This window comes from Sulfitobacter maritimus (assembly GCF_013346665.1).
GTDB classification, from domain to species: domain Bacteria; phylum Pseudomonadota; class Alphaproteobacteria; order Rhodobacterales; family Rhodobacteraceae; genus Sulfitobacter; species Sulfitobacter maritimus.
In genome coordinates, this window is sequence record NZ_JABVBB010000022.1 from 43,336 (window position 1) to 62,676 (window position 19,341).

The 19,341-nt window shown below is 59.9% G+C and carries 21 protein-coding genes; 9 read left to right on the top strand and 12 right to left on the bottom strand.

Annotation, left to right across the window (positions count from 1 at the left end):
• Nucleotides 1–38 precede the first annotated feature (38 nt).
• From HTT03_RS06385 to HTT03_RS06395, 3 genes are read right to left on the bottom strand one after another with little or no spacing between them, the layout of a single operon-like run.
• On the bottom strand, nucleotides 39–2,228 hold the full coding sequence (locus HTT03_RS06385) for a xanthine dehydrogenase family protein molybdopterin-binding subunit (RefSeq protein ID WP_174859044.1): 2,190 nt from the start codon (nucleotides 2,226–2,228) through the stop codon (nucleotides 39–41).
• Entirely contained in the window at nucleotides 2,225–3,214 is a 990-nt protein-coding gene (locus HTT03_RS06390) for an FAD binding domain-containing protein (RefSeq protein ID WP_174859045.1), read from the bottom strand. Before HTT03_RS06390 ends, HTT03_RS06385 begins: the two co-directional genes overlap by 4 nt.
• A complete protein-coding gene (locus HTT03_RS06395) occupies nucleotides 3,211–3,717 on the bottom strand; it encodes a 2Fe-2S iron-sulfur cluster-binding protein (RefSeq protein WP_343035716.1) in 507 nt (168 codons plus the stop codon). The genes HTT03_RS06390 and HTT03_RS06395 overlap by 4 nt, the downstream gene beginning before the upstream one ends.
• Before the next feature lie 228 nt (nucleotides 3,718–3,945).
• On the opposite strand from HTT03_RS06395, the gene HTT03_RS18815 reads away from it, so the two are divergent.
• Together HTT03_RS18815 and pobA are read left to right on the top strand one after the other, a co-directional pair.
• Nucleotides 3,946–4,077: a hypothetical protein gene (locus HTT03_RS18815; RefSeq protein WP_281361042.1), complete on the top strand. Its 132-nt coding sequence runs from the start codon at nucleotides 3,946–3,948 to the stop codon at nucleotides 4,075–4,077.
• Between the two features lie 138 nt (nucleotides 4,078–4,215).
• Nucleotides 4,216–5,385 (top strand): 4-hydroxybenzoate 3-monooxygenase, encoded by a 1,170-nt coding sequence (gene pobA, locus HTT03_RS06400; RefSeq protein ID WP_174859047.1) that lies wholly within the window; start codon nucleotides 4,216–4,218, stop codon nucleotides 5,383–5,385.
• Between the two features lie 42 nt (nucleotides 5,386–5,427).
• On the opposite strand, the gene HTT03_RS06405 is transcribed toward pobA, so the two are convergent.
• Entirely contained in the window at nucleotides 5,428–6,738 is a 1,311-nt protein-coding gene (locus HTT03_RS06405) for an NAD(P)/FAD-dependent oxidoreductase (RefSeq protein ID WP_174859048.1), read from the bottom strand.
• Nucleotides 6,739–7,347: 609 nt separating this feature from the next.
• On the opposite strand from HTT03_RS06405, the gene HTT03_RS06410 reads away from it, so the two are divergent.
• The gene (locus HTT03_RS06410; protein ID WP_174859049.1) at nucleotides 7,348–8,274 is read left to right on the top strand and encodes an MYG1 family protein; all 927 of its coding nucleotides are present in this window, start codon (nucleotides 7,348–7,350) and stop codon (nucleotides 8,272–8,274) included.
• 21 nt (nucleotides 8,275–8,295) lie between these two features.
• On the opposite strand, the gene HTT03_RS06415 is transcribed toward HTT03_RS06410, so the two are convergent.
• Genes HTT03_RS06415 through motA form a run of 3 tightly spaced genes read right to left on the bottom strand, consistent with a single transcriptional unit; the run spans nucleotide 8,296 to nucleotide 9,838 of the window.
• On the bottom strand, nucleotides 8,296–8,721 hold the full coding sequence (locus HTT03_RS06415) for a hypothetical protein (RefSeq protein WP_174859050.1): 426 nt from the start codon (nucleotides 8,719–8,721) through the stop codon (nucleotides 8,296–8,298).
• Nucleotides 8,718–8,972, bottom strand: coding sequence for a hypothetical protein (locus HTT03_RS06420; protein ID WP_174859051.1), 255 nt, complete (start codon nucleotides 8,970–8,972; stop codon nucleotides 8,718–8,720). The genes HTT03_RS06415 and HTT03_RS06420 overlap by 4 nt, the downstream gene beginning before the upstream one ends.
• Nucleotides 8,972–9,838 carry a flagellar motor stator protein MotA gene (gene motA, locus HTT03_RS06425; RefSeq protein ID WP_174859052.1) on the bottom strand — a complete coding sequence of 289 codons (867 nt, stop codon included), beginning with the start codon at nucleotides 9,836–9,838 and terminating at the stop codon, nucleotides 8,972–8,974. The genes HTT03_RS06420 and motA overlap by 1 nt, the downstream gene beginning before the upstream one ends.
• A gap of 93 nt (nucleotides 9,839–9,931) precedes the next feature.
• Between motA and HTT03_RS06430 the strand changes: the two genes are divergently transcribed.
• From HTT03_RS06430 to HTT03_RS06455, 6 genes are all read left to right on the top strand, one after another.
• Nucleotides 9,932–11,041, top strand: coding sequence for a hypothetical protein (locus tag HTT03_RS06430; RefSeq protein WP_174859053.1), 1,110 nt, complete (start codon nucleotides 9,932–9,934; stop codon nucleotides 11,039–11,041).
• 187 nt (nucleotides 11,042–11,228) lie between these two features.
• The gene (locus HTT03_RS06435) at nucleotides 11,229–11,687 is read left to right on the top strand and encodes a Ros/MucR family transcriptional regulator (protein ID WP_174859054.1); all 459 of its coding nucleotides are present in this window, start codon (nucleotides 11,229–11,231) and stop codon (nucleotides 11,685–11,687) included.
• A gap of 42 nt (nucleotides 11,688–11,729) precedes the next feature.
• Entirely contained in the window at nucleotides 11,730–12,668 is a 939-nt protein-coding gene (locus tag HTT03_RS06440; RefSeq protein ID WP_174859055.1) for a flagellar motor protein MotB, read from the top strand.
• Nucleotides 12,669–12,884: 216 nt separating this feature from the next.
• On the top strand, nucleotides 12,885–13,562 hold the full coding sequence (locus HTT03_RS06445; RefSeq protein WP_174859056.1) for a hypothetical protein: 678 nt from the start codon (nucleotides 12,885–12,887) through the stop codon (nucleotides 13,560–13,562).
• 146 nt (nucleotides 13,563–13,708) lie between these two features.
• Nucleotides 13,709–14,926 (top strand): flagellar hook-length control protein FliK, encoded by a 1,218-nt coding sequence (locus HTT03_RS06450; protein WP_174859057.1) that lies wholly within the window; start codon nucleotides 13,709–13,711, stop codon nucleotides 14,924–14,926.
• An 11-nt stretch (nucleotides 14,927–14,937) separates the two neighbouring features.
• Complete coding sequence (locus HTT03_RS06455) at nucleotides 14,938–15,609, top strand: flagellar hook assembly protein FlgD (RefSeq protein ID WP_174859058.1); 672 nt, start codon at nucleotides 14,938–14,940, stop codon at nucleotides 15,607–15,609.
• Nucleotides 15,610–15,631: 22 nt separating this feature from the next.
• Here HTT03_RS06455 and HTT03_RS06460 read toward each other — a convergent pair whose 3' ends face one another.
• The 5 genes from HTT03_RS06460 to flgF form a co-directional block, all read right to left on the bottom strand.
• Nucleotides 15,632–16,213, bottom strand: coding sequence for a hypothetical protein (locus tag HTT03_RS06460; RefSeq protein ID WP_174859059.1), 582 nt, complete (start codon nucleotides 16,211–16,213; stop codon nucleotides 15,632–15,634).
• 80 nt (nucleotides 16,214–16,293) lie between these two features.
• Nucleotides 16,294–17,064 carry a flagellar basal body L-ring protein FlgH gene (locus HTT03_RS06465; protein ID WP_174859060.1) on the bottom strand — a complete coding sequence of 257 codons (771 nt, stop codon included), beginning with the start codon at nucleotides 17,062–17,064 and terminating at the stop codon, nucleotides 16,294–16,296.
• Nucleotides 17,061–17,720 carry a flagellar basal body P-ring formation chaperone FlgA gene (flgA, locus tag HTT03_RS06470; RefSeq protein WP_174859061.1) on the bottom strand — a complete coding sequence of 220 codons (660 nt, stop codon included), beginning with the start codon at nucleotides 17,718–17,720 and terminating at the stop codon, nucleotides 17,061–17,063. The genes HTT03_RS06465 and flgA overlap by 4 nt, the downstream gene beginning before the upstream one ends.
• Complete coding sequence (gene flgG, locus HTT03_RS06475; protein WP_174859062.1) at nucleotides 17,720–18,505, bottom strand: flagellar basal-body rod protein FlgG; 786 nt, start codon at nucleotides 18,503–18,505, stop codon at nucleotides 17,720–17,722. Before flgG ends, flgA begins: the two co-directional genes overlap by 1 nt.
• Nucleotides 18,506–18,545: 40 nt before the next feature.
• On the bottom strand, nucleotides 18,546–19,289 hold the full coding sequence (flgF, locus tag HTT03_RS06480; protein ID WP_174859063.1) for a flagellar basal-body rod protein FlgF: 744 nt from the start codon (nucleotides 19,287–19,289) through the stop codon (nucleotides 18,546–18,548).
• Nucleotides 19,290–19,341 lie beyond the last annotated feature (52 nt).

A 19,341-nucleotide genomic window follows, 5' to 3' on the forward strand; every position in this document is an offset into this window, starting at 1 on the left:
CGCCCTCACAGGGCAGGTCCGGGCGCGGCAAGTTCCCGTCACATCCCGGCGATGACTTTATCCAGGGTCGCAGGGTAATCGCGCACTCGCACGCCGGTGGCATTGTAGATCGCGTTCAAAATCGCGGCTCCAGCCCCGCAGATGCCCAACTCACCAATCCCCTTGGCCTGCATAGGGTTGGCCCAGTCGTCCCGTTCTTCAAGCAGTTCGACCGTTAGTTGCGGCACATCGGCGTTCACCGGGATATGGTATTCGGCCAAGTTGTGGTTCGCCACATGACCGTCGCGGGGATCAAAGGCCAGTTCTTCGGTCAGCGCCATGCCGATGCCAAAGGTCATGCCGCCCAGACATTGCGACCGGGCTGTTTTAGCGTTCAAGATGCGGCCCGCAGCAAAGGTGCCATGCATCCGTCGCACGCGGGTCTCCCCTGTGGCGGCGTGGACGGCAACTTCGGCGAAATAAGCACCGAATGTGGCCTGACGCACGGCCTCGGAGGTTTCGCCTGCTTCGACATGACCCAGCTTTACGATTTCATCGTTCTGAAGGATGTCTGCAAGGCCGCGCGTCTGGTTGTCAAAGGTCGCGCGCCCGTCCTTCAAGGTCAGGTCATTCTCGCTCACCTCCAACCGCTCGGCCAACTGCTGTCGGATTGCTTGGCAGGCGAGGTAGACCGATGTGCCGCTGGAGGAAGCGCCCCACGATCCGCCAGAACCCGCAGCGGGCGGCAGGGAGGTATCGCCCAAGACGACCTCAACCGCATCGCGTGGCAGGCCCAGCATGTCACCGGCGATCTGGCCGAGGATCGCATAGGTGCCGGTGCCGATATCGGTCATATCCGTCTCGACCCGTGCCGTGCCTTGCGGCGTCAACGTCACCCGCGCTTGGGATTCCATCAGCACATTCACCCGCGCCGCTGAGGCCATGCCGTAGCCGATCAGCCATTCCCCCTCGCGGCGTTCTTTGACACCGGGACGGTCGGCCCAGCCGAAGATTTTGGCTCCGCTGTCCAACGCGTCCTCAAACCGGCGCGAGGAGAAGGGCTTGCCGCTTTCGGGGTCTTTGTCGGGGATGTTACGACGGCGCAGTTCCACCGGGTCCATGCCGATCTGTTGCGCCAATTCGTCCATCGCGCTTTCGAACACGGTGACGCCCACGGCTTCGCCCGGCGCACGGACCGACCCGCAGCAGAGCCGATGCACCCGTGCCAAATCCATCGACATCTTCCGGTTCGCCCCGGCATAAAGGAAATGCGACGCCTGCAAGACCGGCTCGGCAAAGGTCTCTCCGGGGAGGTTGGACACCAGCGCGTCATGGCCCAGACCGATCAAGCGGCCCTCCGCATCGGCGGCAAGCCTGATGCGTTGGCGTGTATCCGAACGCCGCATGGTCGCCTCATAGACCTGCTGTCGGTGCAAAGCGACCGACACCGGGCGTCCGACCTCTCTGGCCGCGATGGCGGCCGCCACAGCTTCGGGCGCGATCCCAAGCTTGGAGCCAAAGCCACCCCCAACATAGGGCGCAAGCATCCGCACCCGGTCTGGATGAATCCCCAAGGAATCCGCCAGTTCATTACGGTTGTATTTTAGCATCTGATAGCTGCCGCGCAGGATCAGATCCTCGCCCTCCCATGTGGCGATAGAGGCATGGGGCTCCATCGGTGTGCTGGAATGGGACGGGGTGGTATAGGTCGCGTCCACCGTATGCGCCGCCTCGCGCATTGCGGTTTCAAGATCGCCTTGGTCGAGGGTTTTGCTCTCCTGCGGCTCAACGGCGGCGGTGTCGGAAGTGACGGCCACGACCTCGGCATTCTCAAGCGTGACTTTAACCGACTGCGCCGCGTGGCGTGCCTGCTCGAAAGTTTCGGCCACCACGACCGCGATCAACTGGCCCATATAGGCCGCGTGATGCGGTCCCTGCACCGGGGCTTCGTTCGCTTTGCCCTGCGCCGGGTTCCGCAGCAGGCGTTCGTCTTGGATCACCGCCAGCACGCCGGGCATGGCGGCGACGTCATCGCGGTTGGACAGAACGACACGGCCGCTCGGCCCCGGTGCGCGGACCATCACACCATGCGCCATGTTCTCAACCTGCCATTCGTTGGCATAGGTCGCCTGGCCGGTCACTTTAAGCGGCCCTTCTGGCCGGTCAAGCGGTGCGCCGACAAGACCTTGCACCATGTCATCAAGCCGCCGATCCGTTGCCGGGGCATCCATCTTGAAAACCTCGGTCATGCGCTTGCCTCCTTGGTCAATTCGTTAAGCACCGACACCAGCGTCCTGCGGGCGAGGGGGATTTTGAAGTCATTCGCGCCATAGCCTTGTGCTTCGGCCAAAAGGATATCAGCGGCCTTGTCGAACAAGGTCTCGGAAGGGGTCTCACCGATCAGCAGTTCCTCAACCTCAGCATTGCGCCAAGGTTTGGGGGCAAGCCCCCCGAACGCCAGATCGGCATGGCTGATGCGCCCGTCTTTGAGGCCCACGATCCCCGCCACGGACACCAGAGCGAAGGCGTAAGACGCCCGGTCTCGCACCTTGCGGTAGGTCTGCTGCGCGTCTTTGATGGGGGCGGGGAGGACGACCGCCGTGATCAACTCGCCGGGTTCCAAAACGGTCTCCCGCTCGGGGTGATCGCCGGGCAGCAGATAGAGCGCGTCCAGCGTCAAGCGGCGGGTTTCACCGTCTTGCTTCAACGTCTCCACCTCAGCGTCCAGCACCCGCATGGCCACCGCCATATCGCTGGGATGCGTGGCGATGCAGTGTTCCGATGTGCCAAGCACGGCGAGGATGCGGTTAAACCCCTCCCGCGCCGCACAGCCACTGCCGGGGTCGCGTTTGTTGCAGGGCGTGGCGCGGTCGTAGAAATACAGACAGCGCGTGCGTTGCAGCAGGTTGCCGCCGGTGGTCGCCTTGTTGCGTAGCTGACCGCTGGCCCCGGCCAAAAGCGCACGGCTCAGCACTGGCCAATCGCGACGCACGCGGGTGTCATTGGCCAGATCGCTATTGCTCACCAACGCCCCGATGCGCAGCCCACCGTCGGAGGTCTCTTCGATCTGCGACAGGTCGAGCCGGTTGATATCGATCAGCTTGTCGGGGGCCATAACCTCAAGCTTCATCAGGTCCAGCAGGTTGGTGCCACCGGCGATAAAGGTGCCGCCACCTGCGGCTTGCTGGGCGGCGTCAGCCGTGCTACTGGCGCGGGAATAATCGAAAGGTCTCATGCGCTTTCCTCCGCTGTTTTGCGGATCGCCTCGACGATATTGGGGTAGGCGGCACAACGGCAGAGGTTGCCGCTCATCCGCTCCGCGATCTCGTCAACGGTCAGCGATGGTCTGTCGTTGATGTCTTCTGTGGCATGGCTCGGCCAACCTTCTGCGATCTCTTCCAGCATCGCGGTGGCAGAGCAGATTTGTCCGGGCGTGCAATAGCCACATTGAAAGCCGTCCTGAGAAATGAAGGCCTGTTGCAGTGGGCTTAGATTGTCCGGCTGGCCGATGCCTTCGATGGTGGTGATTTCATCCCCGTCGTGCATACAGGCCAACGTCAGGCAGGAATTGATCCGCCGCCCGTTCACCATGACCGTGCAGGCCCCGCATTGCCCATGATCGCAGCCTTTCTTGCTGCCAGTCAGCCCCAGATGATGGCGCAGCGCGTCGAGCAAGGTTGTCCTCGGATCAAGCTCCAGCTTGTGTTGTGTGCCGTTAATGGTCAGTTCCGTTTTCACGTTGAATCCTTCCCGCCAAATAAGCGCCGGACGCGACATCCAGCTTGGTCATTGGATTGAGAGGTAAAACGGGGAAGGCGCACAGCAAGTTATTTTGGTCCGAAATCCCGTTCGGGCCGCTTGCAGGAACATCCCACAGACGCCTTGCGTTTGCACCAATAGGCCAAGCGTGAGCCAGCAAAGCCCATCCGTGAAAGGAAACACCCCCCATGCCCAATGAACCAGAACATGCCAAGGAAAAGCGCCCGCCCCACCGCGAGCGGCACAATGCCCCAAGACGATCACGAGGGCGCGGCACATCGGCCCGAGGAATTCGACTCTAAGAACCCGCAGAAGCAGGTCGATAAAAAGGACCGTTGAAAGGACGGGTTCGCTTCGGCGGATTCGGTAAGCTTGCGGATTTTGGGGCTATCGCCAATGTCCGATGTTTTTCCCTGTCTAGCGTTGCCCTGACGCGCGTGCCTATGTGATGCTCCCCACGAATAGGGGAGGGCGCGGATGAAAACCCAAGTGGCAATTATTGGCGGAGGGCCATCCGGCCTGTTGTTGGCACAGTTGCTCGGCACCATTGGCGTCGAAAGCATCGTGCTAGAACGGCAGACCAAAGACTATGTCTTGGCCCGCATCCGCGCGGGCGTGTTGGAACAAGGCCTCGTCCGTATGCTGGAAGAGGCAGGCTGCGCTGACCGGCTTCACGCCGAAGGTCACGTGCATGATGGGGCGCTGATCTCATATGGGGAAGAAGATTTTCGGATCGACTTTAAGCAGTTGGCACAGGCGTCGGTTGTGGTCTACGGCCAGACAGAGGTGACACGCGACCTCTATACCGCGCGCGAAAAGGCCGGCGGGCAGATCGTGTTTAACGTGGAACACGTCCAAATCCATCGGGCCGATTGCGATAACCCGCATGTGACCTATGAGGTCGATGGGCAGGCGCATCGGATCGACTGCGATTTCATCGCGGGCTGCGATGGTTTCCATGGTGTCAGCCGTCAGGCGATCCCCCTGACAGTGCGGCGCGAGTATGAAAAGATCTATCCATTTGGCTGGCTGGGTGTCTTAAGCGAAACGCCCCCCGTGCATGACGAGTTGATCTATGCGAACTCAAAACGCGGCTTTGCCCTATGCTCGATGCGCAGCGACCATCTGAGCCGCTACTACATCCAATGTTCGCTCAGCGAGAGCCCAGCAGATTGGACAGATGCGGCTTTTTGGGAGGAGCTTAAACGCCGCATCCCCACGGATATGGCCGAGAAGCTGGTCACCGGCCCCTCAATCGAAAAGAGCATCGCGCCGCTGCGCTCATTCGTAACCGAACCGATGCGGTGGGGGCGGTTGTTTCTTTGCGGGGATGCCGCGCATATCGTGCCACCCACCGGTGCCAAGGGGCTGAACACCGCAGCCTCAGACGTGCACTATCTGTTCCAGGGGCTCAAAGCGTTCTATCTAGAAGGAACTGAGGCGGGTATCGACAGCTATTCAGCCAAGGCACTGCGCCGGGTGTGGAAGGTTGAGCGGTTCTCGTGGTGGTTTTCATCGCTGCTGCACCGCTATCCGGACCAATCGGAATTTGATCTAAAGATGCAATTGGCCGAGCTGGATTTTCTCCGCTCAAACAAAGCCGCGCAGTTAGCAATGGCGCAGAATTACGTCGGATTGCCCTACTAGCGGCGCGGGCAGCCTCATCTAAGAGTGCCGCCCGCTAAGACCTCAGATGCCCAGCCGGTCACGCAGGCCATACCACCAAGAGCCCGCCACCGAATATGGCACACGCAGCATCCGCCCACCGGGGAAAGGGTACCAAGGGACATCGGCGAAGACGTCAAAGCGGGTGAGGTCACCGTCAATCGCCTCAGAAAGAATACGCCCGAAGGTATGCGACCCCGTCACACCATGGCCGCTGTAGCCATGCGCGAAATAAGTGTTATCCCCGATCCGCCCCATCTGCGGCACGCGGCTAAAGGAAAGGGCAAAATTGCCACTCCATGCATGTGTGATCTTAATGCCTTTTAACTGCGGAAAGACCTTATCCATATTGCGCCGCAGCTTGGCCTCGATGTCGCGCGGGTCGGCGCCGCCATAGACAGTGCCACCGCCGAACAACATGCGTTTGTCACCCGACAGGCGGTAGTAATCGAGAATATACCGAATATCCTCAACACAGGCGTCCGTGGGCAGCAACTCATGCGCGAGGTCTTCGCCCAGTGGCTCGGTGGCCATGACCTGGGTCGAGACAGGCATGACCCGCGGCGCAAGTTCGGGGACAACATGACCCAGATAGGCATTGCCACAGAGCACCAGCGTCTTGCAGGTCATCGACCCTTGATCGGTTTTCACGACAGGTCGCGCGGCGCTGTGGTCCACGCTCGTCACCGGCGACATCTCATAGATAGTACCGCCGTTTTGCTCGAAAGCAGCCGCCTCACCGAGGGCGAGGTTCAGCGGATGCATATGGCCACCGGAATGGTCGATCATCCCCCCAGCATAGAGGTCAGAGTTCACATGGGCGCGCAGTTGCACCTTATCTAGCATCTCTTGGTTCTTGATGCCGTAGCTTTCCCAAAGCTTCATCCGCTCTTCCAACTCGCGCATATGTGCTGCGGTCAGGCCGGTGAAGATGTTTTTATCCTTCAGATCACATTTGATATCATAGGTCCGAACCCGCTCGCGAATGATCTCGCCACCCTCCTGCACCAATCCGGCCACAAAGGTCGCTGTATCTTGGCCATAGCGGCGTTTGATCGTTTGCAGACTGGCGTTCAGCCCGTTGACGATCTGCCCGCCATTGCGCCCCGAAGCTCCCCAGCCGACCCGCGCGCCTTCCATAATGGCGACTTTATAGCCCTTTTCAGCCAGATGCAGACCGGTCGACAAACCGCTATAGCCCGCGCCTACGATGCAGATGTCGATCTCCTGATCGCCCTGCAGGGTCGGACGCTCTGGCGCCGGATTAGCCGACGCCGCGTAATAGCTGGTGGTATGGCTGCCGTCGCCGGCGTAGGGGTGGCTGGGCCGAGACATCAGGTGTACTCCGGTTGCTGGTGAAATGAGTTCGCCGTGGTCACGTGAATCGGCGTGTCGTTGGATTTGATCAAATTACATATCACCGCGAGCCGGGCTGTCAATCAAGCACGCGCAAGCTGGCTGCATAGATCGCACAACTGCTTTCGCGTCATCGTCGCTGACGTCCTCAGACGCCTTCGGCAAAACGTTGCGTTCCAGAATGCTAACCGCCTGTTTGTGGAACTGTTGTGCAGCGGTATTTGAAAAAGGATGAAGAAGGTAAAGGGTCTTTGTCTGTTCGCACGTTGCAGACTGCGGAACCGGCCGTGAAAGGTGAAGGCAGGGTTACTAACGGCCCGTAATCCGTTCACAGAGCGCGCTTTTCACTCTTCATCCTTTCTCAAATACCTCTGCGCGTCCTCACCACGCGCATGACGCTGGTTGTCAGCATGTTCAGGTCAGCAGTAGTTGCGCATAAAGGCATTAGAATTTCTATTTGCCTTGAATATGCCGTTCGCTATGGGGCTGTGCCGTTCATTGCTTGAACCTTGGCGTGACCTCACGGTAACTGCCCTTGGGTCGTCATTTTATATCTAGGCCCAGTTCAGCCCCAGCGAGGCCCGGCCCATGAGCGTTACCCATCTTATCACCCATTCCGGAGGCTTTCACGCGGATGAGCTGCTGTCCTCGGTCATTCTGACGCAGTTGTTTCCCAAGGCCACGTTGCTGCGCTCGCGCGATGTCGCCTGGACCAGTCCGGGTGAGGGCAAGATCATTTACGACGTTGGACGAGACTATGATGCCGCAGCGGGGATTTTCGATCACCACCAGCGACCCAACCCTCTACGCGACGATGGCCAACCCTATAGTTCCTTTGGGTTGATCTGGCGGCATTTTGGCAAGGACTATTTGCGCAGCTTGGATGTGCCTGAGGGTGATGTTGAGGAGATACACGCTAGTATCGACAGCGGCTTTGTGCTGCCAATAGATCTGCTCGACAACGGCGCGCTCGAGCCTTCTGTTGCCGGACCTCTTGCAGGGCTGACGTTGCCGGTGTTGCTGGAATCGTTGAAACCCGCTTTTGACGCACGCGATCCGCAGGCAGATGACGCAGCGTTTATGGCCGCCTTGCCAGTGGCGCGGGCCTTTGTAGAGGCTGCGGTGCGTGGCAAAGCGGCCAAACGTCGGGCGGAGGCAGTGGTGCTGCAAGCCATCGCGGCAGCAGGTGATGGCCGCGTTTTGGACTTGCCCCAAGGTATGCCCTTTCGCGCTGCTGTGGAAAAGGCCGGGGCCGATCATTTGCTGTTCGTGGTCCACCCGCGCGGTACCGATTGGGCGCTGACCACGATCCGCAAAAGTGGCGATAGTTTTGAGGCGCGCGCGGACCTGCCAGAGGCGTGGGCCGGATTGACGGATGCTGCCTTGGAAGAGGCAAGTGGTGTGACGGGGGCGACTTTCTGTCACAATGCGCGTTTCATCGCAGTGGCGCAGAGCCGCGAGGCGATTTTGCAGATGGCGGACATAGCTGTGGCTGAGGCGATTAGCGCCGTTTAGTGAACCGATGTGGCTCGGCGGCTATCTCTGATCTTCGAGCCAGATAGACAGGAAACCTTCGGCCTGCGCTGCGGTTTCGGCGGCATCAATCGCTTGGCGCCGGGCATCGGCACGACGGCGGCGGATCAGGTCAATGCGTTTGGCTTCGGCAAAAAGACCATTGAGCTGGTCATGGATGCCCGCGCTATCGGCCCGCAGGCGTTCAGCTTCAACCTCTTTGCGGTGAATGGTTTCGGACACATTGCGAATAAAGGCCGAGACAACGCGGGTGGCCTCTACTGCGTCTGGGTCGCCGCGGTCATTTAGCTGTGTCATCAGGGCGTGACGCTCGTTTTCGATTTCGGACAGGGCGCGGTTCACCTCGGCCATCTCTTGCGCCACGTTTTCCATCTCGTAGCGCTTTAGGCGCGATAGCACCGCCAGACCGTCGCCGCGTTTGGGTTTCACTTGTCAGCCCCTTGAGACTGGACAATGAGCCGTTCGCGCATCCGGGCGAGGATCTCAGGGTCGAGCAGCGGCAGGCCCTTCATAGGCGGCACATGCCCGATGACCCCATGTAGTTGCATCGAGGCGGGCAGGGCGGGCTCTGCCGGTTGAGCCTTCTTTGTATCTTCAGCGTCATCTTTCGCCGCCGGCGCTGTCAATGCTGGCCCAGAGAGGAGGGCCAGCAGGAGCGATATGATGAGTTGCAGGCGCATCAGACAGAGGGCAGTTCACGCTGCGATGCTTCCACCGCGGAAAAACCGGGCTGTTTGGTCGTTGGAATATTGCCACGGCCCAATTCGATGCAGATGCTCGGCGGGTGGCCCGCGACGATTGCTACGATCACGTCACGGATAACCGTGTAGATCGCGCTGTCTTCTTCTTCGATCTGCTCCAGACGACCTGCGATGGGCTGCACCATGCAATAGGCCAAGAACACCCCGAGGAAGGTGCCGACCAAAGCGCCGCCGATCATCGCGCCTAGGATCTCTGGCGGTTTGTCGATGGAGGACATTGTTTTGATCACACCCAAAACCGCCGCGACGATGCCGATCGCGGGCAATCCGTCGGCCATGCTTTGGATCGCGCTGGCCGAGACCAAGGATTCATGGTGGTGCTTTTTGATCTTGCGGTTGATGACGTCTTCCATCTGGAAGCGGTCATCGAATTGCATGGACATCATGCGGAAACTGTCCGCGATGAGGTCGGTGATGAAGTGATCCTTCATCAGCTTGGGGTAGCGCTGAAAGATCGCGCTGCTTTCGGGGTTCTCAATATGCTCGTCCATCGCGACGATGCCCTTGGTCTTATACAGACGGGCGAGTTCGAACATGAGATCGAGCATGTCATTGTAGTCTTCCGCTTTCCAGCGCGGCCCTTTTATGACCCGCACCACCCCGGCAAGTGACGATTTTACCACAGTGAACGAGTTCGCAATGACGAAGGCACCGAGAGAGGCGCCGCCGATCATCATGCCTTCGTAAGGCAAGGCATGCAGAACGATATCCATGTTCCCGCCTGACAGCATGAAGCCGCCAAAGACCAGACCAAAGACCATTACTAGACCAAGCAAGAGTGTCATTGATGCACACGCCTCCAAAACAAAACTATTCTTACTTTATCCTTGAGTGGTAGCGGTTAGACAAGTATTATGTAGGAAAGAACTTGGGTTTTCATGATGAATAGTGGTTTTTCTGTCAAAGAAGAGTTGAGCGAAAATGGACCGGGTTCGGCAGAGCCTGATGCCTTCGCCTATTTCGTCGATCCGACTGAGCTTGCGCAGTTGGTGCAGGGCTGGCCCGAAGAGATGCGCCTGCTGCTTTGTATGGATGCAGCGGGGCTTTGCGAGTTCGTTGTCTTTCACAATGACGAGGAAAGCGCGGTTTTTGATCGGGTTGCCGATATTCTTGACCGCCCCGTCGGCAGCTTTGCCGTAAGCCCCGAAGTCGAAGGTCATCCAACGCGCCGCCTGCTCTTTTCCGAAGAGAACGCCTTGCTGAAGGCAATCCAAGACAGCAAGACTCTCGAAGAAACTGCCGCAGATTACCTCATCAACTATAACTTCGCGCAGGAAGAGGGGCTGGATTTTGACGAGTTGATGCGCCCGCGTTTTGCGTTTGACGAAGGGCCGCGCGTTACCACCGACAAGATTTTTCCCCTGGGGTCGCGCAATGGGCGGAAGCGCCGCAAGCTGCGCTCAGGTCCGCCGGAGGGCTATGTGCCGTCTGCTGAGGTCACCTCTGGCGAATGTTATTACGTAAGCCTGCAAATGTGGCTGACGGGTGGGCGGATGCGGATCGCCAGCGATGCCGATCAGCCGTTGCCGATGGTGCCCACATTGGCCCGCGATATTGCGTTTCGAGACGACTTTGCCTCGGTCTATATTCCGCGCAATACGCTTGCGTCGGACTGGCGGCCCAAGGATAACATGGTCATCGACATTCCTGCGGAACTGTTCCCGGCTGGGTTCAGCGACAGTTGTCAGCGTCGTCACGTCAAAGTGGCGGTCATGCCGCGTGGTATTTTTGTCGAGTTTGGCGCTGCAATCGAAGTGCCGGAGCGCCCCGAGCCGGAGTTGCTTGACCCCTCGGCGCTGGCGCCGCAGGCCGCGACACCGCGCAAGAGCTTGTGGAAGAGTCTGCATATCCCGCTGATCGCGGTCGCGGGTCTGGGCATCACCGGGCTGTTCAGCACGATTATCGCGCAGACCACCGGCAATGATCCCGCCCCCCGCGTGACCGCAACGCCAGCAGTTTTTGAAACTGTCGCGCAAATGGAGCCATGACCTGCTTTTGCGAAAGTGGCGAAAAAGTGCTTGTCAATGCTTGGGCGGGTTCCAAACACAGTTCGAATCGTGGTAAGAATAAACAGCAAAGAAAAATCTATCTTTGCACCATAGAGTTTGAAGCCCTTCACTGGGCTTTTGTGGACCTTGCAGAAGGCAAGATTAACTTAACGAAGGAAGTTTCTTCATGCCTAATGTCACCCACAAGCAGACCTTAAGCGACACCGCCATTGCTACCATCGTATCAGGCTTTGCAAGTCGAAGCGATGTCACGATTGATGACATTTTAACCTTGGTTGACCGTCTGCGGGCCACCGCACCGGCTCAGACGCAGTCAGAAACCGTGATCCCTGGCTTGGCTGTGGCCCCCAAAGCGCGGGCGATCCCCGCAGCGGCGGTTGAGCAGACCATGACCGAGGATACAATCTTTTGTCTGTGCTGCGGCAAAGGGTTCAAGATGCTCAAGCGCCACATTGGTGCAGAGCATGGGCTGACCGAGGCGGAATACCGCGTCATGTTCAACCTGCCTGCCGATGCACCGCTGGTCGCGCCGAGCTACTCCAAGCGCAAGGCAGAATACGCCAAACGCGCCGGTCTGGGTAAATACACCCGCGACAAGTCTGACCGCAACGCAGAGCTTTCCTAATCCGGGCCAGCGCCCGATTGCGACACGCCGGGAGGCTCTGTTATGGCCGATAAAAAGAACGCGATGATCATCATCAAGCGCTATGACGCGGAGGGCGGCCACGCCCACCACGGTGGCGGTTGGAAGGTGGCCTATGCCGACTTTATGACCGCGATGATGGCGTTTTTCCTGCTGTTGTGGATCCTCGCGGCTTCGGACGAAGAAAAGCTGCGCGGGCTGGCTAATTACTTCACTCCTACGGTATCTGACGGCGGCTCATCTTCGGATGCCGCGGCAGACCTGCGGCCTTTGATGGCGGCGGGGGTGATGACTGGAGCAGTGGACAATACCGGCAACGTGCAAAAGCCGACGTTCGGGCGCGACAATCCGATGATGGTGTTCGACAGCCGCTTGCGAGACAAAGCGCCTGCGGTGGTCGTTGAATATGCCGATACCACCGACCCAGCCCAAGCCGACCAGACGGCAGACCCCGCCACTGTCGCCGCGGCACAAGAAGCCGAGCGCCGCCAGTCTGAGATCGACCGCATGGCCGAGGACATTGCCGAGCGCATCACGTCGGATGCTGAACTCAGCGACTTGGCGCGTAATGTGCGGCTGGAGAAGTCCGACGGGGCGCTGACGGTACAGGTGCTTGATCAAGACGAGCAGTCCCTCTTTGAGCGCGGCAGTGCGGACATCTCTGAGAAGACCCGCGAATTGCTCTTGGCCATTGGCGATGTCATTGCCGAGCAGAACCAGCCGGTGGAGATTGTGGGTCATACTGACGCCGCCGCTTTTGGCGCGAGTACTGGCTATGGCAACTGGGAGTTGTCTGCCGACCGCGCCAACGCGACGCGCCGCACATTAATGGATGCGGGCATCGCCGGGGCGCGGTTCCTGCGGGTCTCGGGCGTGGCCGACACGCAACCAATTAACACGATTGACCCGCTCGCCCCTGAGAATCGCCGCATTTCGATTCGACTCGTTTATCAGGCTGGCTGATCCCTTATTTCCAAGACGATCAGAGCCGATTTGGCCTGTGCGAAAAATGCGACAACCTTGCCGCGAGTGCGTTAAAAAGTAGTACCGCCGCGTAAAATTGTTGACGGTCAAGGTCTTGCGATCTAGACCTAAAGCAATAATCGAGCACCAGGCACCCAAAAACTATTAAAAATAGCCTGGATAAACCATGGACAGAATGTCCTGAACGAGGCGGAAATGCAGGTAAATTCACTAATCGGTGGCATCTGGAAGGGTGCCTGCCACAAAGATTCATCGGCCGATGGCCGTCACTTTAACATGCTGATCCGGGCCTTGATCCCGGTGCAGGCCTCGGTCTTTGAAATGCAGGATTGGACCGGTCATCCGGTTGCAATGCCAGATTGTATCGAACCGATCCCCGGTATCTGTCTCGGCGATATCCTTGCCGAAGAACTCGACGCCGATGTGCCTTTCGGGTCGCTCGTCGTCATTCGCAAAAGCGACAATTTCCAGAACATCTCGCAGGCGGCTGGTGCCTTGGTCGGTGAAGTGCTGATCGGCATTATCGGGCGTGGCTTGTTCCCACTGATGGACGAAGACAGCGTGCTGCACAGCCTTGGGCAGGCCTATTACCATGCCGCCGAGGCGGATGATCTGCTCCGTTTGGGGCTTGAGCCAGCGGCCTTTCGCGCCGGGCTGAACGCGGTTCTGGCGCAATATTGGGGCCGCCCGGTGGACAGTATGCCGGTATTCTCTTCTGACTGCGGCGTAACCCAGCCTTCGCTTCAGGCTTTGACGGGCGGTGCAACACATCTGACGCTCAACCAATGGACGCTTGCGCTTAAGGCGCTGGTCAACGGCTGCCCTGCCGAACCCGTTCATGAGGGACAACGCGGCAACGTCAGAATTTCCTAAGCCGCTCAGGCGGGGGACGCCAGATGATAGCGCAGATCTCAACCACCAGTACAGCGACCCCGACAGCGCTAGCGGCACCCCCGAGCGAACCCGGCGCGGCAGAAGGCTTTGCCGCCCTCGTGCAAGGGGGAGAAGCAGGGCCGGCCATGCCCAAAGGCCTGACGCCGCAGGCGGAGGCTGTAGCGGACGCGCAAGCCGAGACCGACGCGCCCCCCACGCCTGAGACTGCTGAAGATTTGATGGCGCTTTTGGACGACACGATAGCCGGATTGCATGAGGGCTCAGCCCCGGTGACCCCGAAAAGCGCATTGGCCAGTTTTGCCAAGGCGCTCGGCGAAGGACCGGTCGAGACGGTTGGAGACCTGTCAGCGGTGGCGCAACTAGCGGACCCCGAGGTTGAAGCGGCCGTGCAAGACAAAATCAACGGCGCGTTGCGCGTGGTGTCTGGTGCCGGGCAGCTCAGCGTTGCCTCAGCCGGGGTCCCGATGGTGGGTCGCAATATGACGACCGCTGCCGCGCAACCCTCCGATGCCTCTACGGCTCCGACACCGGGCGCACAGATTGTTATCGCGGCGGGTCTTTCTGCTACGAAATCCGCTGTGCCACAGGGGCTTCAGACGGGTGCAGGCTCGGCTGTAACGCCCGCGTCCGGGGGAGGGGGCGGAGCAAGCGTAAGTCTCCGCCACGACGGGGCCGCATCGTCCACTGTGGAAGCAGATGCGATCCTGAACAGTGCGGCCCCCCGCAGCGCCGTGTCAGAGCAATTCGCCGAGGCGGTGAAGGTGCTGCAAACGGCGGTTCCGGGCAACGGTGCTGATGCGGTGCTGCGCGAGGCCACGACAGCGTCCCAGAGCGGGCCTGCGGGTGAGCCTGTTCGGCTCTCGCCGCCGCCTCCGGCTGCGACAACACCGTCTGCGCCGAACCCCACAGCCGCGCCCGAAGAACAGCTTCGTCACCATGTCGCTCAGCAGATCCGCAGCTTTGAGGCCACCGACAACAGGATGCGCTTTTCTCTGTCGCCCTATGGCATGGGCGACATTGAGATCGAAGTCGTTCGTGGCGAAGGCGGGCGTATGCAGATTGCCATGACCACCGAAAGCGCATCGGTACTGCAAATGCTGCGCCATGACCGCGAACAACTGCTTGATGCGCTCAATGCCCGCGGCATCAGCGCCGACAGTTCGGATCTGGATTTCCAGACCTTTGGCGAGCGCGGCCGCCAAGACGGGCGCGAGCCGCAGGCCGCATCGCATAGCAATGCAGAAGGGGCAGGCCAGTCGGAGAACCTGTCTGACAGCGACGCCAGCGCCCCTCCGGCCCCACGCAACGCCAGCGGCCCCGGCCAGTTGGACATCCTCACCTGAAAGGCGAGACCATGATTGATGGAATGATTTCAAACTCTTTGGCGACCAGCAGCAACACCGGTGCGGCGGCCACCTCGGCGGGCGAGCTGCAAGAAAGCTACAACAGTTTCCTGACCCTGCTCACGGCACAGATTTCGAACCAAGACCCGCTAAAGCCGGTCGATTCAACGCAGTTCGTCTCACAGCTTGCCCAGTTGACGCAGGTCGAGCAGAGCATCGCGACCAATTCAAACCTTGAACAGATCAGTTCGATGTTGGCCTCGGTTGGGGCGATGTCTGATATGCAGTTGATCGGGCGGGATGTTTTGGTGCCGTCTAGCCAAGTCCGCATGACGGAGACCGAATTTCCGCTCAGCTACGAAGTGGCGCCGGGCGCCGAAAATGTGAACATCCGCATCTATTCGCAAGACGGCAATCTGCTGCGCGAATTGCCCGGCAGCTCAACTGTCTCGGGCGAGGTCATTGATGTAGACTGGGACCGGCGCGACATGCAGGGGCTACCGGTGCCGCCTGATACCTTCCGGGTGGAGATGTCGGCCACGGATTCGGCTGGTAATGAGGTCCGCGTCACGCCGCTGACCCGCGCCGAAGTCGGGCGGGTGAACTTTACCGCGAATGGCGCGGAACTGGTGCTTGATAACGGCGAAGCGGTGCTGTCTCAGACCATTCGCTCGGTTCTGTAAGGGGCCGAGTGGCTGCCTTAGCTTAAAGACGCGCCACGTCTTGCTTGTAGAGCGACACAAACAGCACGTCGTCAATGCCGCTATGATCGCGACTGATGAGATCACGCAAAAGCTGCGAGAGGGCGTCGCTGTCGATCGCCACCCCGCGTAGCACGGCGCTTTCAGCCGCGAGGTTCATCGCCTGCAAAAGTGAATCGCGCAACCGGGTGGCATCTTCGACACGGCGGTAGCGTTCGGCCAATTCCAAGGATTCAAGTTTGAGCGCGAAATCCGCGACCACGTAAGAGATGCTGTTTGTCTTTTCGACCGGGATCGTCATCTGGCCCACGCGGACGATCTTGCGGTCCTGCGCCAGCATGTAGCGGTCCAACTCAGCGGGGGGAGCATCTTGGGCGGCGTGCTCCTCTGCCACAGCATCTTTGCTGGCGGCGCCATCCTCGGGACCATGCGCGGCCTTGTCTGATTGCGCCTTATCGGCTTCTGGGGGGGACTTTTCTGCCAAATCCTCAGGTGCTGGGGCAGGGGCCAGAGCCAGACCAGCCCCATAGCCCGCACCCATGCAGAGCAGGGGGAGTGCTACGAATGCGATTGCTGCCTTTTTCATGTTCGACCTTTCCTGAGCTTTCGTCAGGTTTAACGGTCGATTGCGACGGCAATGGTCTCACATTGTGACCAAGTCGCGAATTAATAGGGCAGGATCACATCCATCGCGTCTTCGCCATAGCTGCGCTCCTGAGCGCGCGAAAGCGTGCCGCGGCCACCGTAGGCGATGCGGGCCTCTGCGATCTTGTCATAGGAAATCGTGTTGTCATCGCGGATGTCGGCAGGGCGCACGATCCCGGCCATGCGCAGCTCGCGCAGCTCTTGATTCACCATGATTTCTTGACGTCCCGCGACCACCAGCGTGCCATTGGGCAGCTTGTCGATCACCAGTGCAGCGACTTTTAACTCGATCCGCTCGTTGCGTGAAATCGCGCCAGAACCGCTCGCTTCCGAGGACGAGCCGATCTCGACCACGTCGCCACTGGGCAGGTCGGCGGCACTGATTCCGGGCAGAATTGCGGCAATTTTCGCGCCATAGCCAAAGAAGGTCGGGAAACCGATCGAACTTGCGCCTTCGCGCTCGCGGTCGGTGGTATTGCGCAATTGGGCGCGGTCGTCGATGGAAATGACAACTGTCACGATATCGCCAATGTCATCGGCGCGTTGGTCGGAAAACAGCGCCTCATGTTTGGCCGAAAAGAGTGAGGCCCGCGCACTGCCGCTGCGGGGCGGCTCCATCGCGGCGGCGGGCATTGGCACCTGAACGCGGGCAACCTCGGGGATCGTTTGACTGTCCACTACAAGCGGGGAGGGCTGGGGATCGCGGTCAAAATGGGGGTTGGCGGCACAGCCTGCGAGGAAAAGGGACGCTCCCAAGGCCAGAACACCGGGGCGGGTAAAAACGGCTGTCATTGCACGATCTCCACGGTCCCTTCGCCGGTGGCGATGCCGGTGACCGTCTTGTTGCTGATAAGGTTCACGATACGGACTTCCTGCCCCTCATGCGCGTCGCTGAGCGCACGACCGGGAGAGCGTAAGTCGAGCAGACCATCGCTGAAGCTGATCTCTACCCGGTCGCCCCGGCTGATGACCAGCGGATGAATGATCGACTGCGTCTGAATGGGGCGCCCCGGCGTGAGCACCCGGCGCACCTGTTTGCCGATGACCTCATCGATCTCGGTCTCGACATAGGCGCCCACGCGGCCCACGGGCAGGCGCATGACGGTCAGATCGTCTTCCGTGATGATATCATCGGGCAACAGCCGTCGGGTCGGCACAGGCACCGGCAGGGTGATCAGCGCCAGCCCCCCAATGCGCTGCACGTCGCCGGTCTCAAGCACGGCATTGGCCAGAAACTTGCCACTGCGCGGATCCATCCAGAACTCTGCCAGCGTGACGACCTCGCCCTTCGGCGCGTCCTTAACCGTGACTTCAAACTCGCCCTCGGGCGGCAGGCTGTCGGCGTAATCCGAGCGGGCGCGTTCTTCGACAAGCACGCCGACAGGGGCCGCCAAAGATGGCTCTGCAAGTAGCATCACGCCAAGAAGGATCGCGCCGAGCCGTTTCATTAGCGGATCTGGTTCGCCGCCGACAGCATCTGGTCTGCGGTTTCGATCGATTTGGAGTTCATCTCATAGGCGCGCTGCGCCGAGATCAGATCGGTGATCTGTTGAATGACATTCACGTTCGACGCTTCCAGATAGCCCTGACGCAACAGCCCGGTGCCCGGGGAGCCGGGGGTGACGACCTGGGCCTCGCCAGAGGCTTCGGTGGCAAGCAAGAAGTTATTGCCTACGGGACGCATCCCCGGCTCGTTGACAAAGGTGGTCAGGCTGAACTGGCCCAGTTCCACCGGGATCGGGTCATTCTCAACATAGGCCATGACAACGCCTTGCTCGTTGATCTCTACCGAAGTGGTGTTTGGTGGCACGACAAGGCCGGGATCGACGCGGTAGCCCTGCATGGTGACGATCTCGCCTTCTGCCGACAGTTGGAAAGAGCCGTCGCGGGTGAAAGCCTGATTGCCATCGGGCATCAGGACCGAGAAATAGCCGCGCCCGTCAATGGCCACGTTCAACTGGTTCTCGGTAGCAACCATGCCGCCTTGGGTGTTGAGCCGTACGGTCCCAGCGGTCTGCACCCCCATGCCGATGTCGATGCCCACAGGCCGTGTCGATCCCGCCTCAGAGGTCAGCGCCCCTTCACGTTGCATAGATTGGTAGATCAAATCCTGAAAGGCGGCGCGGCTGGCCTTGAAGCCCGTCGTATTGGCGTTGGCGATGTTGTTGGAGATCACATCGACATTGGTCTGCTGCGCCATCATGCCGGTTGCGGCGATGCTGAGTGCCTTCATTGGTTCGTTCCTTCCGTTCTACGGATGCCCCCTTTTGGGGTCAGACTGCCTGCATGATGCGTTTAAGCGAGTCGCGGCGCAGGTCGTCCGCATTGCCCATCAGGGAATTGGTGCGCTCATAGGCGCGCTGCACGTCGATCAGCCGGGTCATCTCGCGCACCGGGTTCACGTTGCTGAGCTCCAGCGCGCCTTGGCGCACGGCGGTGCCTTCAGCCGGGCCGGGTTTGGCCGAGCCTTCGGGGGCAATCAACATGCCCCCACCAAGGCGTTTGTAGCTTTGAATTTCAGGGATATCGAAGACGCCGATTTTGCGCAGTGGGCCGGTCTCGCTGCCGGAAATCGTGCCGTCCTCAGAAATGTTGATCTCGCCCAATCCTTGGGTTGGCAGTTGGATCGGCGCACCGCCGGCGTCCAGCAATTTCGCACCGGACAGGAGCGTCAGATTGCCCTGCGTATCAATGACAAAACTGCCGTCGCGGCCATAGGCCTGCTGGCCCTCTGGCGTCTGATAGCTAAACCACCCTCCGCCATGCAGCGCCACGTCCAGCGGGTTGCCAGTCTGGGACAGAGCGCCGGGGCGTGTGTCGATATATGAACCGGTGTCACTGACAAAAGCCGACTGATCGTCAGCGGACATGCTGGTGTCCTGCAACAAGCTTTCAAACACCACATGCTCGCCCTTGTAACCGGCAGTGCTGGCATTCGCGATGTTGTTTGCGGTGATGTCCAACTGGCGCTGCAACGAGGTCGCCAGCGACATGCTGATATGAGTGGATTCTGTCATGGCGCACCTCAAGGGTTGCAAGGATGAAGTGACTTTTTCAAGGTCACTGTGA